General features: G+C 61.5%; 19 protein-coding genes. 9 read left to right on the forward strand and 10 right to left on the reverse strand.

The window, feature by feature from the left end; genetic code table 11:
* Positions 1 to 31: 31 nt before the first annotated feature.
* From ACVWZ8_RS23275 to ACVWZ8_RS23290, 4 genes are all read right to left on the reverse strand, one after another.
* Positions 32 to 796: a hypothetical protein gene (locus ACVWZ8_RS23275; RefSeq protein WP_456506177.1), complete on the reverse strand. Its 765-nt coding sequence runs from the start codon at positions 794 to 796 to the stop codon at positions 32 to 34.
* Entirely contained in the window at positions 793 to 1,176 is a 384-nt protein-coding gene (locus ACVWZ8_RS23280) for a hypothetical protein (RefSeq protein WP_354248567.1), read from the reverse strand. Before ACVWZ8_RS23280 ends, ACVWZ8_RS23275 begins: the two co-directional genes overlap by 4 nt.
* Before the next feature lie 397 nt (positions 1,177 to 1,573).
* Positions 1,574 to 2,863: an ISL3 family transposase gene (locus tag ACVWZ8_RS23285; RefSeq protein WP_456505277.1), complete on the reverse strand. Its 1,290-nt coding sequence runs from the start codon at positions 2,861 to 2,863 to the stop codon at positions 1,574 to 1,576.
* 71 nt (positions 2,864 to 2,934) lie between these two features.
* On the reverse strand, positions 2,935 to 3,243 hold the full coding sequence (locus ACVWZ8_RS23290) for a histone-like nucleoid-structuring protein Lsr2 (protein ID WP_456506178.1): 309 nt from the start codon (positions 3,241 to 3,243) through the stop codon (positions 2,935 to 2,937).
* 1,737 nt (positions 3,244 to 4,980) lie between these two features.
* Between ACVWZ8_RS23290 and ACVWZ8_RS23295 the strand changes: the two genes are divergently transcribed.
* Complete coding sequence (locus ACVWZ8_RS23295) at positions 4,981 to 5,640, forward strand: ParA family protein (RefSeq protein ID WP_456506179.1); 660 nt, start codon at positions 4,981 to 4,983, stop codon at positions 5,638 to 5,640.
* A 5-nt stretch (positions 5,641 to 5,645) separates the two neighbouring features.
* Positions 5,646 to 6,188, forward strand: a complete 543-nt coding sequence (locus ACVWZ8_RS23300) for a hypothetical protein (RefSeq protein ID WP_456506180.1) — start codon at positions 5,646 to 5,648, stop codon at positions 6,186 to 6,188.
* 129 nt (positions 6,189 to 6,317) lie between these two features.
* Here ACVWZ8_RS23300 and ACVWZ8_RS23305 read toward each other — a convergent pair whose 3' ends face one another.
* From ACVWZ8_RS23305 to ACVWZ8_RS23325, 5 genes are all read right to left on the reverse strand, one after another.
* Positions 6,318 to 8,168 (reverse strand): MarR family transcriptional regulator, encoded by a 1,851-nt coding sequence (locus ACVWZ8_RS23305; protein WP_456506181.1) that lies wholly within the window; start codon positions 8,166 to 8,168, stop codon positions 6,318 to 6,320.
* Between the two features lie 161 nt (positions 8,169 to 8,329).
* Positions 8,330 to 8,566, reverse strand: coding sequence for a hypothetical protein (locus ACVWZ8_RS23310; protein ID WP_456506182.1), 237 nt, complete (start codon positions 8,564 to 8,566; stop codon positions 8,330 to 8,332).
* A 310-nt stretch (positions 8,567 to 8,876) separates the two neighbouring features.
* Positions 8,877 to 9,644 (reverse strand): enoyl-ACP reductase FabI, encoded by a 768-nt coding sequence (gene fabI / locus ACVWZ8_RS23315; RefSeq protein ID WP_456506183.1) that lies wholly within the window; start codon positions 9,642 to 9,644, stop codon positions 8,877 to 8,879.
* On the reverse strand, positions 9,644 to 10,738 hold the full coding sequence (locus ACVWZ8_RS23320; protein WP_456506184.1) for a hypothetical protein: 1,095 nt from the start codon (positions 10,736 to 10,738) through the stop codon (positions 9,644 to 9,646). The genes fabI and ACVWZ8_RS23320 overlap by 1 nt, the downstream gene beginning before the upstream one ends.
* Positions 10,731 to 11,030, reverse strand: coding sequence for an ArsR family transcriptional regulator (locus tag ACVWZ8_RS23325; RefSeq protein WP_456506185.1), 300 nt, complete (start codon positions 11,028 to 11,030; stop codon positions 10,731 to 10,733). The genes ACVWZ8_RS23320 and ACVWZ8_RS23325 overlap by 8 nt, the downstream gene beginning before the upstream one ends.
* 129 nt (positions 11,031 to 11,159) lie before the next feature.
* Here ACVWZ8_RS23325 and ACVWZ8_RS23330 point away from each other — a divergent pair, with 129 nt between their 5' ends.
* The gene (locus ACVWZ8_RS23330; protein ID WP_456506186.1) at positions 11,160 to 11,876 is read left to right on the forward strand and encodes an SDR family NAD(P)-dependent oxidoreductase; all 717 of its coding nucleotides are present in this window, start codon (positions 11,160 to 11,162) and stop codon (positions 11,874 to 11,876) included.
* Here ACVWZ8_RS23330 and ACVWZ8_RS23335 read toward each other — a convergent pair.
* Positions 11,873 to 12,268: a winged helix-turn-helix domain-containing protein gene (locus ACVWZ8_RS23335; RefSeq protein ID WP_456506187.1), complete on the reverse strand. Its 396-nt coding sequence runs from the start codon at positions 12,266 to 12,268 to the stop codon at positions 11,873 to 11,875. The two genes, ACVWZ8_RS23330 and ACVWZ8_RS23335, sit on opposite strands and share 4 nt — an antisense overlap.
* Positions 12,269 to 12,617: 349 nt before the next feature.
* Between ACVWZ8_RS23335 and ACVWZ8_RS23340 the strand changes: the two genes are divergently transcribed.
* From ACVWZ8_RS23340 to ACVWZ8_RS23365, 6 genes are read left to right on the forward strand one after another with little or no spacing between them, the layout of a single operon-like run.
* Positions 12,618 to 13,682, forward strand: a complete 1,065-nt coding sequence (locus ACVWZ8_RS23340; RefSeq protein WP_456506272.1) for a CHAP domain-containing protein — start codon at positions 12,618 to 12,620, stop codon at positions 13,680 to 13,682.
* Entirely contained in the window at positions 13,679 to 14,194 is a 516-nt protein-coding gene (locus ACVWZ8_RS23345) for a hypothetical protein (protein WP_456506188.1), read from the forward strand. Before ACVWZ8_RS23340 ends, ACVWZ8_RS23345 begins: the two co-directional genes overlap by 4 nt.
* A gap of 43 nt (positions 14,195 to 14,237) precedes the next feature.
* Entirely contained in the window at positions 14,238 to 15,695 is a 1,458-nt protein-coding gene (locus tag ACVWZ8_RS23350; RefSeq protein ID WP_456506189.1) for a chromosome partitioning protein ParA, read from the forward strand.
* A gap of 34 nt (positions 15,696 to 15,729) precedes the next feature.
* Complete coding sequence (locus tag ACVWZ8_RS23355) at positions 15,730 to 16,341, forward strand: DUF6668 family protein (RefSeq protein WP_456506190.1); 612 nt, start codon at positions 15,730 to 15,732, stop codon at positions 16,339 to 16,341.
* 11 nt (positions 16,342 to 16,352) lie between these two features.
* Positions 16,353 to 16,622: a hypothetical protein gene (locus tag ACVWZ8_RS23360; protein WP_011689813.1), complete on the forward strand. Its 270-nt coding sequence runs from the start codon at positions 16,353 to 16,355 to the stop codon at positions 16,620 to 16,622.
* Between the two features lie 27 nt (positions 16,623 to 16,649).
* Complete coding sequence (locus ACVWZ8_RS23365; protein ID WP_456506191.1) at positions 16,650 to 17,399, forward strand: hypothetical protein; 750 nt, start codon at positions 16,650 to 16,652, stop codon at positions 17,397 to 17,399.
* Position 17,400 lies beyond the last annotated feature (1 nt).

Below are 17,400 nucleotides of genomic sequence, written 5' to 3' on the forward strand. Positions count from 1 at the left end.
ACAGCGCATACGTCCGCGGCATGGATCGGACCTACCAGGTGCGGATTTCCCACGCTTCCGTGACGGCGGCCATCGCAGGTTCCTTGGATGAGATTTCCACCCCGGCGGTGGCCGTGGCGACCTCCGCCAACCCTAGATCCGTCCGGCGCATCCAGTAAGCCCAGCAGGTACCGTTGCCGACCCTGGATTTGAATTTGACGCCGGCCAGCTCGCTGCCGTCATCGAGAGTCACGCCACGGAGCCATTCTGCAATGCGCGTGGTGACATTCCGATCGTTCGAGAATGCGGCTGCCCGGTCGATTTCCTCGTGGCCGGTGAAGGGCATGATGTCGGCCGCAGGACCCAACGACAACACATCCAAGGTGGCCTGCTCTTCCATGTCCACCCACACACCCGCACTCTCCGGGACGTCGATGACGTGTTTCAGGCGCGAGTCCCGCCAGGAGAACGGGAGGTGGCCAGGCTGCATGTGACCGAGCCGGGCAAAGTCATCCTGGATTTCCTTCATTACTTCCTCCGGTGTGATGCCCCAGAGCGCGGCCAGCTTTCCCAGCTTCTTCTTGTGGCTGGGCTTCATCCGTGCCCAGGCCAGGCACTCGCGAAACGCCGTTTCAAGCGTATCCGCGATGTAAAGGGTGCGCCCGGGGGTGTCCCAGCGGCTCCAATCGTCACGAGGCTCCCCGTCGTGGCGCTTCTCGGGATTCAGCGCGCCGTAGGTGGCGGTGGCAATCCGGAACCCGGAAACCGGCCCGGGGACCAAGGCCAGGCCGGTCGTCCTGCAGATGCGTGGGCTCAACCGGAAAAACCCCCGGTGAGCATGGCATTCGCTGCTACGCGAACGTCCTTGAAGCGGTCTTCCATAATCGCCTCAACGGGTGAGTCCTCGTCCAGCCAAGGGTTCGAGCCGATGAACCACAGCCGGGCCACATGCTCGCCGTGCGCATCAGAAAGCTCCGTCCACAGCCGGATTGCTGACATGAGCCGGCGAACGGCGGCCGCGTTCGGTTCGGGTCCGTCTTCCTTCGCCCACTTGTGGGAGATGCGACGGTCCTTGCTGCCGGTCAGCCCCGCGACCAGCGTCGGTCCGAGACCGGCGTTGAGCCGGCGAACGATCTCCCGGATACCCAGTTCGTTAGTGCGGACAGCCGCCGTTCCCACAGTTGCGTCGATAGACATGTTCGACTCCTCGCTTGGTTCAGTACAACCAGACTACTTGCAAGCAACCTTCGATGCCACACAAAAGCTACATCTAGATAACATCACCTGGCGTAAGAAACGGGGCCACGCCGGATTCGAAGGAGTCGACTGCATACGCCATTTACCGGCTGTGGCGGTTCGTCTGATCTGGGTGCCCACAGACGCCTGTTTCCCTGCCGCACCTTCTCCGTTGCGCCGACAACAGCGCAAATGTGGGTCAACCTCCATGGTCCAGCCCGGCTGTCTGCCCCTGCCGGCGTCGTCTCGTTATGCCCGGGAGCGGTAGGCCCGTTTGATGTCCTGGCTGATTTGTCCCCTGGCACTGGGGTTGTAGGCTCTTCAAGGTTCCCGGGGAATGTTCTGCTGAGATGATTGCTCATGCTGCCATCCGGGCTGCACTTCTCAAGAGGATACGCGATTTGTAGTTGTCCGGGTTCCGGTATCCGCGGCCGGTCCGTTTGATGTGTTTTATTGCGGTGTTGTTGGCCTCCACCTTGGCCGTGGTTGCCCCGGTGACGATGAGGACTTCGATCTCGGCCCACCAGCGGCACACGGTCCGGTAGAGCCTGTTTGCTTCGGGCAGCGCTGCCTGCGCCACGAGGTCGGCCAGGGTGGTTTTCGCGGCTGCGGCGTCCTCGAGGGAGCCGGTACGCAGCAGGGTCCGGAGCTGTTCCTTGACCTGCCACGCGGCCTTGAGCTTGCCGGTCGGGTCGTCGGTGTCGAAGACACCGGCCAGGCGGTGCTGTCCGCGTTCGGAGAGGTTTTCATCGGCTTTCAGCAGTAGCATGCGGTTCGCCCAGGCCGGGTCGGTGGCCCTGCCCCGCCGTCCCCGGACCTGCTGGGACAGGCCCTGCCGGACCGAGGTGAGCATGTCGTTGGCCAGCATGGTCATATGGAAAAGATCCACCGACACGGCGCTGCGCGGCAGCCACATCCGCAGCGCCTTCCTGAACGCCGCGGAGGGATCGATCGCGACGACCTGCACGCCGAGCCGCCATTCCAGCGGGCGGGCGAAGAGCCAGTCCCCGACGCCCTTGTGGTCCCGTCCGTCCACGATGCCCAGGACCTGGCCGGTTTCCAGGTCCACGATCGTGGTCATCCAGGGCTCGTACCGGGTCCAGGCCTTCGTGCCGGGGTCCTGGAAGAACCGCACGGACCGGTAGCGGTGCTCGTCGATGCCCAGCATCCTGGGTGCGAGGAGGTCCACGTCCGGCAGGCGGAGGGCGGCGTCGCCGATGGCCTGCTGGACCAGCCACCACGAGATCCCGAACGCCATGGCGGTCTCGGACACGGCCCGGCCGGAGGTGATGACCGCGTCCAGCACCGTCTTCCGCAGCCGCCGTGTGGACCGGGCCCGCCGCGGCACCTGCGGCGTCGCCTCGCAGAACGATTTCCGCCCGCACAGGTACTCGTCACAGAACCAGCGCCGTTTGTCCCAGAGGAGCACCACCGCGCCGGCGACCGGAATATCCCGCAGGCGCTGGCATCGGCGTTCCTTCACGCGGGAGGCGATGACCCCGCAGCTCGGGCACCCGGGCGGGAACGTGGATTCGACCGTGACATGGCGCACCCCGCCGGGGAGCAGCACGGTGCCGGTGACACGGTAATCGGGCAGGTTGAAGATCATGCTGGCAGCATCATGGCCAGCCACAGTAGGCTCTAACAAGGCTCGTGGTTCCTGTTCAGGTTGAATGCGTAGTAACACTCATCCCAGCAGAACCACGAGTCCTCTGCTATCTACAACACGAACCTATTTCCCCGGGAACCTTGAAGAGCCGGGTTGTACCCATTGGCGTGGGCCCATTCCCTGATCTTCTGGGTCTCTTCCCGGCCGATCGTTGCGGTCTTTGCGCCCGGGGTGCCTGATGTGCCGCGGAGACGCCGGCCATGAGCGACATACTGTTCGAACAAACCGCGAAGTTCGGTGGCATGACCGGCCGACAGGTCGATTTCATATTCGGCACCATCCACGCCAAATCGGACGGTTTCCTGGGCTTCCTCACCCGAAAGGTCATCAATCAGCTGAACTTGTACTTTGCGGGCCATTGGATCCTCTTCGTGGTTGAGGCACGGTGTCGTCCCCAGCCGACTCAAGCCATTGCCGTCAATCCTATTCGAATCCCGGCTCCACTCTTATTGATCCCGCTCGCCCGCCCGCGACGTGTTGTGGTCCAGGCTGCTGACCCTGATGTATCCGATGCGCTACCCGGCCACATTGCATTCCTAACGAAAAGGGTCAGGTTGAATCCTGAGATCCCCGGCAACAAGTGTCAATTAATAGCGCCCTAGGCCCCAGCCTGACATGACTGCCCGTCGCTGGTCCTGACGCTTGGTTGGGGTATGCCCTAACCCGACGGTGTGGGGAATCGGCCCTCGAGCATCCCGCGCGATTCAGAGACGCTGGAAGGAAACTGCGGGCCCGCCCCTTGGACCTGCCGCTTCGGAACCACCGACATCACAGACGCAGTAAGTCGGTGAATATGTAACTCAGTGACTCCGGGAGTCTGTATGTATGTGAGTCACTGACTCCGGCATTACTCCAGCCGGCAACGAGCATGCCGCCCAGGGCGACACTTCCAAACTGCGTAAGTCTGTCACTCTGTACTCCGGAACTGCCAGACTACGCACAACAGCACCGGCCGCCCTCAAGGGCCGAAGCCTCTGTAACTCCATAAGTCGGTAAGTCCGTAAGTCCGTAAGTCCGTAAGTCCGTGAGCAGAGACGCTATAAGGAAACTGGGGCCCGCCCCTTAAATCAGCCGCATCGGAACCACCCACATCACAGACCCTGCAAGTCCGTAAGTCGGTGAGTATGTAACTCAGTGACTTAGTGAGTCTGTATGTATGTGAGTCACTGACTCCGGCATTACTCCAGCCGGCAACGAGCATGCCGCCCAGGGCGACACTTCCAAACTGCGTAAGTCTGTCACTCTGTACTCCGGAACTGCCAGACTACGCACAACAGCACCGGCCGCCCTCAAGGGCCGAAGCCTCTGTAACTCCATAAGTCGGTAAGTCCGTAAGTCCGTAAGTCCGTGAGCAGAGACGCTATAAGGAAACTGGGGCCCGCCCCTTAAATCAGCCGCATCGGAACCACCCACATCACAGACCCTGCAAGTCCGTAAGTCGGTGAGTATGTAACTCAGTGACTTATTGAGTCTGTATGTATGTGAGTCACTGACTCCGGCATTACTCCAGCCGGCAACGAGCATGCCGCCCAGGGCGACACTTCCAAACTGCGTAAGTCTGTCACTCTGTACTCCGGAACTGCCAGACTACGCACAACAGCACCGGCCGCCCTCAAGGGCCGAAGCCTCTGTAACTCCATAAGTCGGTAAGTCCGTAAGTCTGCCATTCCGAACCACCGAAACCAGCGAATCTGGACTTCAGGACATCTGGATCCGCCGCGCTGCCCCGTTCCCCTGAATCCACCCGACTCCATGAGTGCGTGGCTGAGCGAGTTCTGGGTCTGCTATGGAGGGGATTGCCAGGTAGGACCCGTCGGGGGAGTGGTACGAACCCAGTGCAAGCCAACAGAGTTACAGAGTTACAGAGTTCCGGAACTACAGAGCAACAAAGTCACTGACTCTGTGCCTCTACGGCGATTCTTCCGTCTATAGGTACGAAGCACTGGTAATTTTGGCGTAGCGCTTGCCGGCGACTGGATACTGATGTTCTCTACCTTTGATCTAGCTAGCCCGATTTTCTCGGGTCATGCAGCTTTGGTGGGTCCTAATCCGCAGTCGGTCCGAGTGCCCTGGAAACCAAAATTAAGGAAGCACTCATGAGGGTCGTAGCTGTCGTCAACCAAAAAGGCGGCGCAGGGAAAACCACCACGGTGATGAATCTTGCCGCCGTTGCCGCACAAAGTTCGAAAGTGCTTGTCGTCGACGCCGACCCGCAAGGATCAGTAACGATGTGGGCAACCAACGCAGAGGACCTCCCTGAAAAGGAGCAGCTGCAGTTCGACGTAGCGACTGAGACGGATCCGGAAGCGCTCACACAAATGCGCAGTCTCGATTACGACACTGTCTTCGTCGATACGCCAGGAAACTTGGAAAACATCCAAGTGCTGAAAGCCATCGTTGGCCAGTCGGACTTTATTGTCATGCCTACAGAAGCAACTCCTTTAGCCCTACTGCCTCTGGTCTACACATTCGAGAAGATAGTTCAGCCCTCCGGTCGGGACTACAGGGTCGTGATCACAAAGGCCGATTCGCGCTCACCGCAAGATGCACTGGACGCACAGGAAATGCTGCGAGAGCAGGGGATCCTCGTATGCAACTCATTTGTTCGTGCCTACAAGGCGCACGAGCGGGCACCGATGTACGGAACGGTGGTTACTTCCTACGAGAAGACCCGCAACTCCGAGAAGGCAACTATGGATTACAAAGACGTCGCCCTGGAACTGTTTAGTCTCTGGGCCAAGACCAGGAAGGGCTGACCTCGATGGCGCTCAAAGGTGGATTCAAGAACTTTGCCAACCAGACCCGGGAGATCAAGGAAACCCCTCCGATTAACTTAGGTGCAGAGGGACCCGTCCTGCACATTGTCCATGAGGCCGCTGCTCTGCATGATGGCTCAAAATCACACTCGGCAACGCAAGTTGCCACGACTGCACCAGCTGCTGACCCTTCACCAATCGAGGCAAATGGGGGAGTGGAGCCCGCAGCCGCACCCGAGCTCGAGAATGCCCTCATGAATCCCCCTTCGGCCCAAGCCGTACAAGAGGCCAAGGAGCCCGTTGTTTCGAGCCACACCCATTACACGGACTTGGTTCGCAAGGAATTGCGACTGCACGCAGACCAGGCCGACGAACTGACCAGGCTCGCATCTAAGGTTCAGCGCGCCCGCAAGGAAAAGGGGGAGCGAATCACTGATAACACTCTGATCCGTGTTGCCGTGGATCTGCTTCTGGAGCGCCAAAAGGAGCTGGTAGGTTCCACAGAGGATGAGCTTCGCCTTTCCTTGGGCCTGACGCCACGCATCTGAACGTATCCAGTCACCGGGTAGGTGGGTCTTCGGCGAAGCCAAACTCTAGTACTCTGTAAGTCCGTTATTGACAGACTTACAGACTGCGTCCATACGGAACTACCGGGCTTACTGTCTCGATTAGATCACTCATCCCACCCTCATGAACGCAATGTCCGCCAGGCCCCAGTCATCCGGCGGCCCCTCGAACGCCTCCCATGGGTAGTCTTCACCGGGGGAGAGCAGCTCGGCGACCGTGCTGACGTTCTTAGACAGCCATTCCTTCCAGAGGATCCGTTCGATCCGGTAGCGGTGCAGCTGCGCGGCGACAGCCTCCAGGACACCGAAGTGCTCGGCGAGATCCTTCAGTGACGTCGATGTCACTACTGACCAACCTCGCTCCTTGCCCCGTGACACCATGTTCCATGCCGCCATGACCTCGAGGACTTCACCCACGGCCGTTCTGGACAGCCTCGTCAGCCGAACAATCTCGGCCGTCGACAGGCCGGGGGAGTGCTCCAGCGCTTCATATACGAATGCGGCCGGCAGCCCAAGTTCCCTGAATACCGGACGCAGCGCATGGACTTTCCCCTTACGCCAGCTCAGGTCTTCCGCCGCCGGTTTCACATCTTCAGGGATCGTCAGCATATAAAGGTCGCCCTTCGTGCCGCGGCCCTTCTCGACCAGTGTCACCAAGGGGTCATTCTCGCTCCGGAGGGCACGGAGGTGTGATCCGACGGTGGTGTGGTCCAGCCCGGTGGCCACGGCGATGGACCGGTCGCCGAATTCAATGAAACGGGATCCGGTCATGTGTGCTGCCTCTCCCAGTGCCCTGAGCACCATTCTCCTAGCCAGACCCGTCCTTGAATCTGTGTATTCGTGCTCTTTCAGACGGAGCGCATTTCGCCATGTCCTGATGTACCGGTGTTCAGCGTCGGGATTCGATGAGAGCAGATTCCCTTGTAGTAGCGGGGGCTGTGTATTTGGCTGGCTTGTGGGGGATATACGGGCATTGTTCTTCCCTTCCCTGGATCCGGTGTTTTTGCTCAGGTAGGTGACCGCTTTCAGCCAGTCCCGTCGCAGTGCCGGGACTCGGTGGCGGGTGGCGTAGCGGGCATAGAAGGAGGCAAGGCCCGGCCAGGTCCCCTGCATCATCCGGCGTTCGACATCGATGAGTTCCATACCAGCGGCCGCGGCGCCGGTGACGATGGCCTGGCGTGCTTCCGAGTCGGAGGCGTACAGGTTCGTGTCGTACAGCCCCGTCTGGGCCATGAGCTGCATCTTTCGGGACATCCGCCCAGCCGGATGCTGGAGAGTCGGGGCATCTGCGGCCGCGGGCGTGAAGGTGCCCTCGAGACGGAGTGCCTTGACCGCGGCGATCTCCCCTGCAAGGTCTGCGTTCATGGTCGCCCAGACCCTTGCCGGGTTGGGCCGGCGGGCTACGTCGTAGGCCATCGAGAGCGACATCGCGAGTTCCTGGTAGCCGCCGCGCTTGTGCGGGGATCCGGGTGTGCGCATGCATCCATGCAGAAGGTTCTGGTGCGGGGTCTTGTCCAGGCTCCGGTACCGGGTGCCCAGAGCCTCGACAAGATCACGCGCTTCAGAAAAAGTGACCCGCTTCTCAAGCGGGATGTAGACGTGCCGGCCACCATTGGGGGAGTAGTCCTCAATCCAGCGTGCACCGCAGGAATGTAGCCAGGCCTGGACGGCCCTGACGTCGGCCTCGACCCAATCCACACCGGCAACCGAGGAGTCAAAGTCAAGGAAAATCGATGCGCACGTGCCGTCCTTGCCAAAGATCCGCACGGCCGCGGGGAAGGACGGAAGCGCTCCCGTAAGGGTTTGCTCATGTTTTTGCGGGTAGGACTTTCCTCCGTCCCGGGAAAGTCGCACGCGGGGCTGCCCGGCAAGCAGGCGAGCTAGTGCGGTCCACGCGTCGGCTGGACGGCACGATGATGCAAGCGGCGCGCCCGAACTCTGTGAGTCTGTGCATGCGCGCATCTCGTGGGGTACGATGATGCTATTCCTCTCAAGGGGATAGGAAGATGCCCGGACCGCAAAGCCCGAGTTGATTCTCAAGGACTCTCTACCTCGTCGCCGGCAAGCAAAAAAGGTAGTGAGTCAAATGCTTAGAAGGCCCGCCTCGTGCGGGCCTTCATCATTTAAGAGGCGATGCGGCCAATGGGCAGCTCCTCCTGATACTTGTGATGGTCGTGACGCTCCAAATCGACCTCAAGCTGCTTTGCTACAACCGAAGCCACGTAGTCCGTGATCGTGACGCCCTCCGCTTCGGCCACCTGCGCAACCTGGTCGGCCATCTCGGCAGGCACACGAAAGCCAATGTACTTGCGCAGGCCCTTGCTTGGGCGCCCGCCTCCCCGATGTGCAACAGCAGTCATGTGTCATGTCCTTTGAATCTCGTACAGACTGTCTTCACCTGTACTGGCTTCAGTGCTGTAAATCGTTTCGTAGCCCTCAACAGGTTTTGGTTACTGTTTTAGGTTCCTCCGAACCTAGCATTCAAGTGACTGCGTGAAGTGGATTTGGTTACTGTAACTGCGCGGCGTGTCGCCTTCGTTACATGGACATTCTCTTTGCAGTAAGCGATGCGTGAAGAGTCGCTCACATGGTCGTGCGGTTGACCCTCATAAACTGCGGATGTCCGCGGTGAGTCCAGCTGACTTTTTCCGTCCGCGCCGGAATTGGCGTCTACATTCCCATGACGTGGTAGCCGCCATCGACGTGAATGATCTCGCCGGTGGTAGCCGGGAACCAGTCGGAGAGCAATGCGACAACGGCTTTGGCTACGGGTCCCAAGTCGGTCCTGTCCCAGCCCAAGGGAGCACGGTTTTCCCATACTCCGTCTGTACTTTCGATGTCGTTGATGGCTGCGACCGTGAAGTTGTCCAGGGGCCCGCACGCGACAAGGTTGGTGCGGATCTTCCGCGCGCCGAGGTGGTAAGCGAGGTACCTGTTGGTGGACTCATAGGTGGCCTTAGCGACGCCGGCCCACCCATAGATAGGCCAAACAGGTGTTCCGTCGAGGGTGACGCCAACGATGCTGGCCCCGTCCTTGAGTATGGGGAGACAGGCTTTGGTGACTGCTTGGAGTGATGCGCCGGAGACTTGAAGGCTCGTGGAAAGGTCGTCCCAGTCCGCCGTCATAAAGCCGGCGCCTACCGCTTCTGGCTTGCTGGCCGAGATGCAGTGGATGATGCCATCCAGACTGTCCGTATGGTCCAGGAGCCTGCCGTGCAGTGAGTCAAGATCCTCCTGGCTGGCGGCGTCCAGCTCCAGCACGGGTCCCGGGGAAGGAAGTCGCTGAACGATTTTTTGAGTGATCTTGGAACGGCGGCCGAAGCCTGTGAAGATCAGGGTTGCACCCTCTCGTTGGGCAAGTTCGGCCGCGGCATAGGCGATGCTGCGCTCGGTGAAAATACCCGTGACGAGGATCGTCCTTCCATCCAGGATTCCCATCATGCTCCCTGGCCGACGGGCGCGAGGCTCATCATGAGGTAGCGGCTCCGTTCGTCGGCGAAGCCAATCGGGGCCACGGCGACGGCGAATTCCTGCCATGTTTCGGCGGTGGTCCTGAGCCGCACACGGGCAGATGATTCAGGTCCGATGCGTCCGGCAGCTGCCTCTGCGAGGTGATGCTCGAAGCTGAACTTGTCGTCAGGGTGGGCCAGTGCTGCGAGGTTTCCTTCAAAGTCGGGGAGGAGTCCAAAGTCTGCCCATCGGGTGGAGGTCCGGAATGTCACTTCCTGTTGCATGTCGATGGCGGCGAAGGCGCGATCGGCTGCCAAGGCGAAGAGCGCCTCAGTAACCAGGCCGGCTAAGACGGGAGAAAGGCCCGGTGTGACAAGTTTCGTAGGGGAGTCCACTTCCCGGCTGAATCCGCGCAGCATGATCGCATCGGGATAGTCGGGGTCGTCGTATGCCCTGGCGGACATGGCGATCTGCTTCTTACCCGGGTTGGCGCTTCCATAGCCGTAGATGCCCTCGTAGGACAGCAGGTGCCGGCTGCGGTTGTTGACGGAGATGCCGCTGTCTATCATCAGCTTGATCATGTCTCTGTCCTTGGTGGAGATGAGCTTGGCCAGCCACTCGCCGGCAGGCCCACGCTGACTCTCTACGGTTGCTGGCTCGATCCCGTAGATCCTAAAGAGATTGGTGTCCCACCGTGACGAGTCATCGCCCTCGTTTTTCCCGGTTCGCTTGTTGACCCGCCATTGCCACGCGCCCAGAAGCGGCGCGCCGGGGACGGCGTGTCCGGGATGTTCGAATATTCCGTATGCACCGACTATCTGCTGGCCGTCCGGGGACACGATGGGCCTGGCGACAACGGCGAACTCGACTGCCCCGTACCGGACCGTTTCTTCGAAGACTTCCCCGGACGTGAGCGCCGTCCGGAGCTTGTCGAGCAATACGGTCCTGGTTCGTTCGTCCAACCAGTTCCTGGGGCTGATGCCGGGATGGTTTTCGGTGCCGACAGCCAGCAGGGACACTCCGTCCTGCGTTGAATCCAGGACGACCCAGCGCCCCCTTGCATCAATCTCTTGCTTAGACACGGATGGCCCTTCGTTCTCGCTGGCATGTGGATTCTGGAATCGAAGGCGTCAACGGCTCGCCAAAGAAGGAACTCAGATGAACACCTAGATGAACTAGCCCGTCCATTGTTCTCACAATTCCAGCCGATTCCAGCTTGGACAGTTCATGAGTGACGACGGAGGGACACAGCTCAAGCCCTTCGGCGATCTCCTCGGGCCGCTGCGGAACCTGAAGAAGGTTCAACGCGCGGAGAATCCGGAGGGACGGTGTTGAAGCTGCGGCGCATACGGCATTGAGTGCATCGGGGTGCATGACTTTAAGCCCTAACAAATCGAGGGTTGGAAGCCAGCACACCACTGTCCAGCAGCACACTTGAGGTATGGGAGATATCGGCCCAAGAGCTCTCCGGGCCACTTTGGACCCTACCTGTAGAGTGCAAACGTGGGCAAGTTTAGGGTTGAGTCGCCAGTCGCATTCGTCATTGGAGCATCTCGGGGGATTGGCAAAGCAACTGCCAAGCGTTTCCTGGATGAAGGCTATGTTGTAGCCGGCACCCACCGCGGAAGCGGCGTCGGAGACGGTGTCCACGGGATCGAATGCGACGTGACCGATGCGCCTGCGTTGAAGGCGGCTTTTAAAGAAATAGCGGCCACCTTCGGACGCCTCGACACAGTGGTCTACAACGCCGGAGTAGCTCGTCAAGATCTTCTCATTCGGATGCGTGACGAAGACTTGCGGTCAGTCATGGAAACGAACCTTTTCGGCGCTTTTGCCAGCGTCCAGGAATCCTTGAAATACATGGGCCGGGCTCGTTCCGGATCCATTGTGCTCATCTCCTCTGAATCATCCCGGACAGGAATCCCCGGCTCCGCCCACTACACGTCATCGAAGGCTGCACTTGATGGCCTGGTGCGCTCTGCAATGTGGGAAGCGGGACCTCGTGGGATCCGAATCAATGTAGTCGCCCCCGGCCCCACCAAGACCGACATGTTGGCAAAGGTAGAAGAGGCTGACATGCAACGACTTATTGAAAGTTCGCCCTTGAGGCGAATAGCTGAGCCAGATGAAATCGCAGACGCCATTTACAAGGTCAGCACGCTGACGTACCTGACCGGCGCTCTGATTCCCGTCACGGGCGGCGAAGGCCTGGGCTATTAGCCTTCCTGAGGGTCCTGCCCAGGAAGAGGCTTCAAAAGGTCAATACCAAGGAAGTCGTAAAGCGCCTTGGCCATCCGGTTGTACTTGTCCTTGTTGACTTCCCACCTTGTAGACCGGCCGACGCGCTCACCGCGCGGAGGGTCTCCGAGCAGGATTCCAAGATCTTCAAGCTGATCGAGATTTCTGCCCACCAAACTGCTGTCCAGAGACAGCTGCTTGATCAGTGTCGCCCGCAGTGTCGGCCCCTGCGTGTAGAGATATCCAACGATGGCCAGGCGGGCCGGCGTGCTAATAACCCTCTGGGCCAGGAGGAGATCCTCTGACCAGTTCTCCTCGGGAAGGGCGTATTTAGGCACGCCTCCCATTTTGCCCCTAAACAGCGCCGTTTTCATATTTGCTTCGCCTCCATCAGTTCTCACAATCCTCCCATGAGAGCTTTTAACGCTCTCTTGAGTTCGTTTAATGCCTTCATTATGCTACATTCGCAGCATGATGAGGGCATTAAGCGAGTTCCTAACCCCGCATGGGGCTTCCCCGTCTCCTGTGTACCGAAAAGGAGAGAGGCTGGTTCACCCTGATTCATCGACCCACGCGGGGGTTCAAACGTTGTCAGGGGGATACGAGCGATGACTAGGCGAGTTCGCTGGTCGGAATTTCCCAAGTGACGGCGTCAACGGGCTCCGTAACCCCGGACGGTGCTGCTCGCACGGAGTCGAGGGAAGCGGTTTGAAGTCGAAGGGAATGTTGCTGGGCGCAGCATGGGCAGTGCCTTCTCTATTCTTTGGACTCCTCCTTTCGATTGTCCTCTTGTTCCAGCCCACCCCAGCAGCCGCCAACTGTGAATCTGGTGAGAGCACCGTTGTCGCCTCGGACCTCCCCAAGGTTTCGGGCTATTCCACGGAACAGGTGGTCAACGCCGCGGCCGTCATCAACGCGGGGAAGAGCCTGAATCTGCCGTTGAAGGGGCAGAGGATCAGTGTGATGGTGGGACTGGGGGAGTCGGGGTTGCGGGTGTTGTACAGCGGCGACGGTGCCGGTCCGGATTCGCGGGGGCTGTTCCAGCAGCGTGACAACGGCGCCTGGGGCTCCTACGCAGACCGCATGAACCCCACCACCAGCGCAACGAACTTCATCAAGGCCCTGCAGGGTATCGCCGGCTGGGAGCTGCTGGAACCCACACTCGCTGCCAGCAAAGTTCAGCGCAGCGCCGACCCGTACCACTACCAGAAGTACTGGCCCGAGGCCGTCAAAATCGTTCAGGCACTTTCGAACTCTAAGTTCTCCCTGGAAGGCAGCGGCTGCGCCATCCCGGGACAGTCCGGCGCCGGTGATGACTACCCGTGGAAGAACTCTCCGACCTGGTTGCAGGTCGGCGCGAGCGGTGCCAGCACTTCACCGCTCGGCACGTACTACCGCGAGTGCGTGGACTTCGCATTGTGGCGGGTGAACCAGCAGATGGGTTCCACCAGCGCACCGTTCAAATTCCTCAACAGCACATTCCGCCCGGATGGACAGCGGCTGGGTTCTGCGGTGACGTGGAAGGCCGGCTGGGACGCCAAGGGCTGGCCTACCGGCAGCACACCCAGGGTTGGAGCGGTTGTCTGGTACGCGCCGGGCGCCGGGGGAGCGGACCCGAACTTCGGCCACGTCGCCGTGGTCAAGGACGTCAAAGACAACGGGACCTACATCGAAGAGGGCTACAACGGCAACCCTGCCCCGGCGGACCACAGCTACTACACCCGGAAAGTGGCCAACACTGTCCCCTCAGCCTTCCTGTACCTGCCCACTCAAGAGGAGAAGAAGTGAAAAAGCCCTTGACCCTGCTCGCCGTGGCGCTGCTCTGCGTTTCCTGCGCACCGGCGGCGAACACGGCCCCGGCCCCGGCGGCATCAACCAGCCAGCCCACAGCGTCCGCGCCGGTCTCACTGAGCGCCAACAGCGGACCGCAGGCGCCCGGGGGAACGGTCCCGGCCGCGATCGGCATCACCTGGGATCAGGCCAGCAAGGACAAAGCGGTGGAAGTCGCCGGGAAGGCGATGGCGGACTTTGCCCGCCCCACGGTGGAGGAAAAGCAGTGGGCCAATGACCTGGCCCGCTGGCTGACACCACAGGCCACCGCCGATTACTCGGCGGTGGCCCCGGCCAACATCCCGGTCAGCCGCGTCACCGGCCCCGCCACCCTGAGCGTCGATGAAGCCAACGGTTACGGCGTGATGGCAGCGGTCCCCACCAACGCCGGGACCTACACGGTGCAGCTGCTCCGCACCGGCAGGGACGCCCCGTGGAAGGTCAAGCGGCTCACCCCGCCCTCGTCCTAAGCGCCACACCTCTGCATCCCACATACACGTAAGGAAGAAGCTCATGGGTACTACACCAACCGAAGTCATGGCCTTTCCCAACATCCGGGCCATCGTCCGCGACAACGGCACCGCCGAGGTCATCGTCGCGGGCAACTCCCGCGTCGTCCCTGCCGGAGACTCCGTGCAGGAACTGCGCAACAACGCTCTGGCCCTCATCGTGAGCGAGGCACAGACCCTCCAGCGCCCCGTCAGGGTCCGGATCGAGGACCCCGAAGGACACGGTGAACTCATCGTGCACCCGGACAAGAAGATCGAATCCGTCTCCTACGAGCCCAGGCAGACCCGCCGCCGGGCAGAAGCCCCCGAAACCACCCCCAGGACCGTCGCCCCGGCGATCTTCGACACCGTCCCCGCGCCCGCACCGGAGCCCATGGCGGCTCCTGCCCCTGCAGCGCCGGTGGACGCCCAGCCGTGGCCACCCGCCCCCGTCGCCGCTGATACCGTTCCGGTGCCGGCCACCCCGGAACCGCAGGCAGCTGCCGTTGTTGAGGAAGCGGCGCCGACGCGGCGCAGCTTGAAGGAAACCTCGTTTCTGGTCAGCGCCCCGGTGCTGGAACCTGCCACCCAGGGCTGGCGGGGAACGCTCACGCGCCTGGGACTGCGGATGGATCCCTCGGAGGAAGAACTCTCCGAGCGGGAGGACGTCCGCACGGTCAGCCAGCACTGGCCCGGCCCCCGGACGATTGCGGTGGTGAACCGCAAGGGCGGGGCGAATAAGACCCCCACCGTGGTGATGCTCTCGGCCATCCTCGCCCGCTACAGCGGCGCGGCCACGGTTGCGTGGGACAACAATGAATCCCAGGGCACCCTCGGGTGGCGGACGGAAAAGGGTTCCCACGACCGGAGCGTCCTGGACCTGATCGATGCCTCCACCGAGCTGCTGTCCCCGTCAACGAACGCGGCAGAAATCGCGAAGTTCGTTCACCACCAGACCGCGGACAAGTTCGACGTGCTGCGCTCGGATGAAAACGAGGAAGGCGACCACGAAGTCACGGCCGAGGAAGTCGATATCGCCCACCAGGTGCTCACCCGCTATTACCGGCTCGTGGTCATGGATTCGGGCAACACGGCCCGGGCCGCGAATTGGCGGCGGATGATCGATCACACCAACCAGCTCGTGGTCCCGGTGACAGCCATTGAGGACCGTGCCGAAGCCGCACGTCTGACGCTGCAGACCCTGGAATCCCGTGGCGGGCACGACGCGGAGCTGGCCCGCAACGCCGTTGTCATCGTCTCGGAGTCCACCGACGCCAAGCGCAGCATGAGCGGCGAGGCCCTGAAGCGGGCCAAGGCCGAGGCCCAGCGGATCGCTGACGGCTTCGCACCGTTCGTCCGGGCCGTCGTGCGGATTCCTTACGATCCGGCCCTGGTCAACGGACCCATCCGTTACGAAGCCCTCCAGCCTGCCACTCAGCGGGCATGGCTGGCGGCCGCGGCCGCCGTCGCCGCCGGCTTCTAAACCACCCACCCTCGGATTCTGAAAGGAGGAAATCGTGCAACAGTCCCTGAACCCCTGGATCACCCGCCCGGCTCCAGCCGACGGCGCGGACACCGCAGCGCCGGAAGCGCACGTGCCGCCGGTGGCCGTGATCAGTGCGCCACTGAGGGGAATGGTTGAACCGGACGCAGCAGACCGTCTGGCCCGCCGCTCCGTCGCAGGCTCTGCAGCTGTGTGGGTCACCGGCGCCCATGGAGGATCCGGTGAAAGCAGAATCGCTGACCTGATCGGCGGGGCACGGGTCACCGGTCACTGCTGGCCCGTTCTCCAGGACCGCAGCAAGCCCCGGGTGCTGCTGGTCTGCCGCGCAGACATGCGCGGGCTGACAGCCGCCCGGAGCGCTCTCACCCAGTGGGCATCGGGCGCGGCGCCGGAGCTTGATCTGTTCGGTCTCGCCGTCCTGGCGGACGCACCGGGGAAGACTCCCAAGGCACTTCGTGACTTCGCCGCCATCGTCGGCGGGGGAGCCCCCCGATCCTGGACCCTGCCCTGGGTAGAGGCCTGGCGGCACGGGGACTCCACCCCGCCGCCGGCCCGCGAGTACCAACGCTTCATCACTGACTTGGCCGCCCTGGCTAGCGACACCACACCCAGCACCACCCATTGAAAGGTCTCACCATGAACTCCTTCTCCGTACTTGCAGCAAGCGTGATCCCCAACCCGACCCCGGTTGTCCCGGCACAGGCAGGTGGCCTGCTCACGATCCTGAACTGGGCCTCCGGCATCGGCCTGGTCCTTGGCGTCCTGGGCGTCATCATCGTGGGCATCGGCATGGTCATCCAGCTCCAGCGCGGCGAGGGCGCCCAGGCCATCGGCAAGCTCGGCTGGGTCCTGATGGGCTGCATCATCATCACCGGCGCCTCGGGCATCGTCCGCGCCTTCGTCTAAGCCAGCACCAGCAACGGGAGGTTCACCATGAGCCAGTCAACAGAGAGCACCACCGAAAGCAATCCGTTCACCAAACCCGGTTTCATCATTGCTGCCGCGCTGGTGGTCGCGCTGATTGCAGCAGCCGTCGTCATCTTCTTGCTCCCCAAAGGACAGGACAACGCCCAGCCAGCGCCGGGAACGGCGGTATCCGCCAACCCGGCCACAGCCAGCCCCAGTGCCACGGCAGTTGCAGGCAAGAGCTTCTGCGGACTGCCCTCAAGCACGGAAACAGCACTGGGAGCAGCTCCTAAATCCAAGTGGGAACTCGTAGGAAAAATTGCCGCACCTACCGACCCCAAGACATTCGGTCCGGGAGTGACTGACGAAGATGGCTTCAGATCATGCTTCGCAAAGTCCCCGACCGGCGCCCTCTATGCAGCCACCAACATCTTGGCCATGGGCTCCTCTGGAGATCCTGTCCTCAATCGGAAGGCAACAGACCAGCTCTTGATGCCCGGGCCGGGTCGGGATATCGCCAGGGCAGACTCATCGTCAAAGTCCACGTCGAACTCAACCGTTCAATTTCGCGGCTTCGTAATCAAGAGTTACTCACCTTCCGCAGCAAACGTTGACATCGCCTTCCAGACCGACAAAGGGATGCTTGGGCACGCGGTCCTTCCTTTGCAATGGGCCGACGGGGACTGGAAACTGGCAATTGCCGACTCCGGCCAATTGATCAACGAAATAGCCCAACTTCGAGACCTCAGCGGTTTCATAGCCTGGTCGGGAGCCTGAC

Source organism: Arthrobacter sp. UYCu723 (assembly GCF_054059215.1).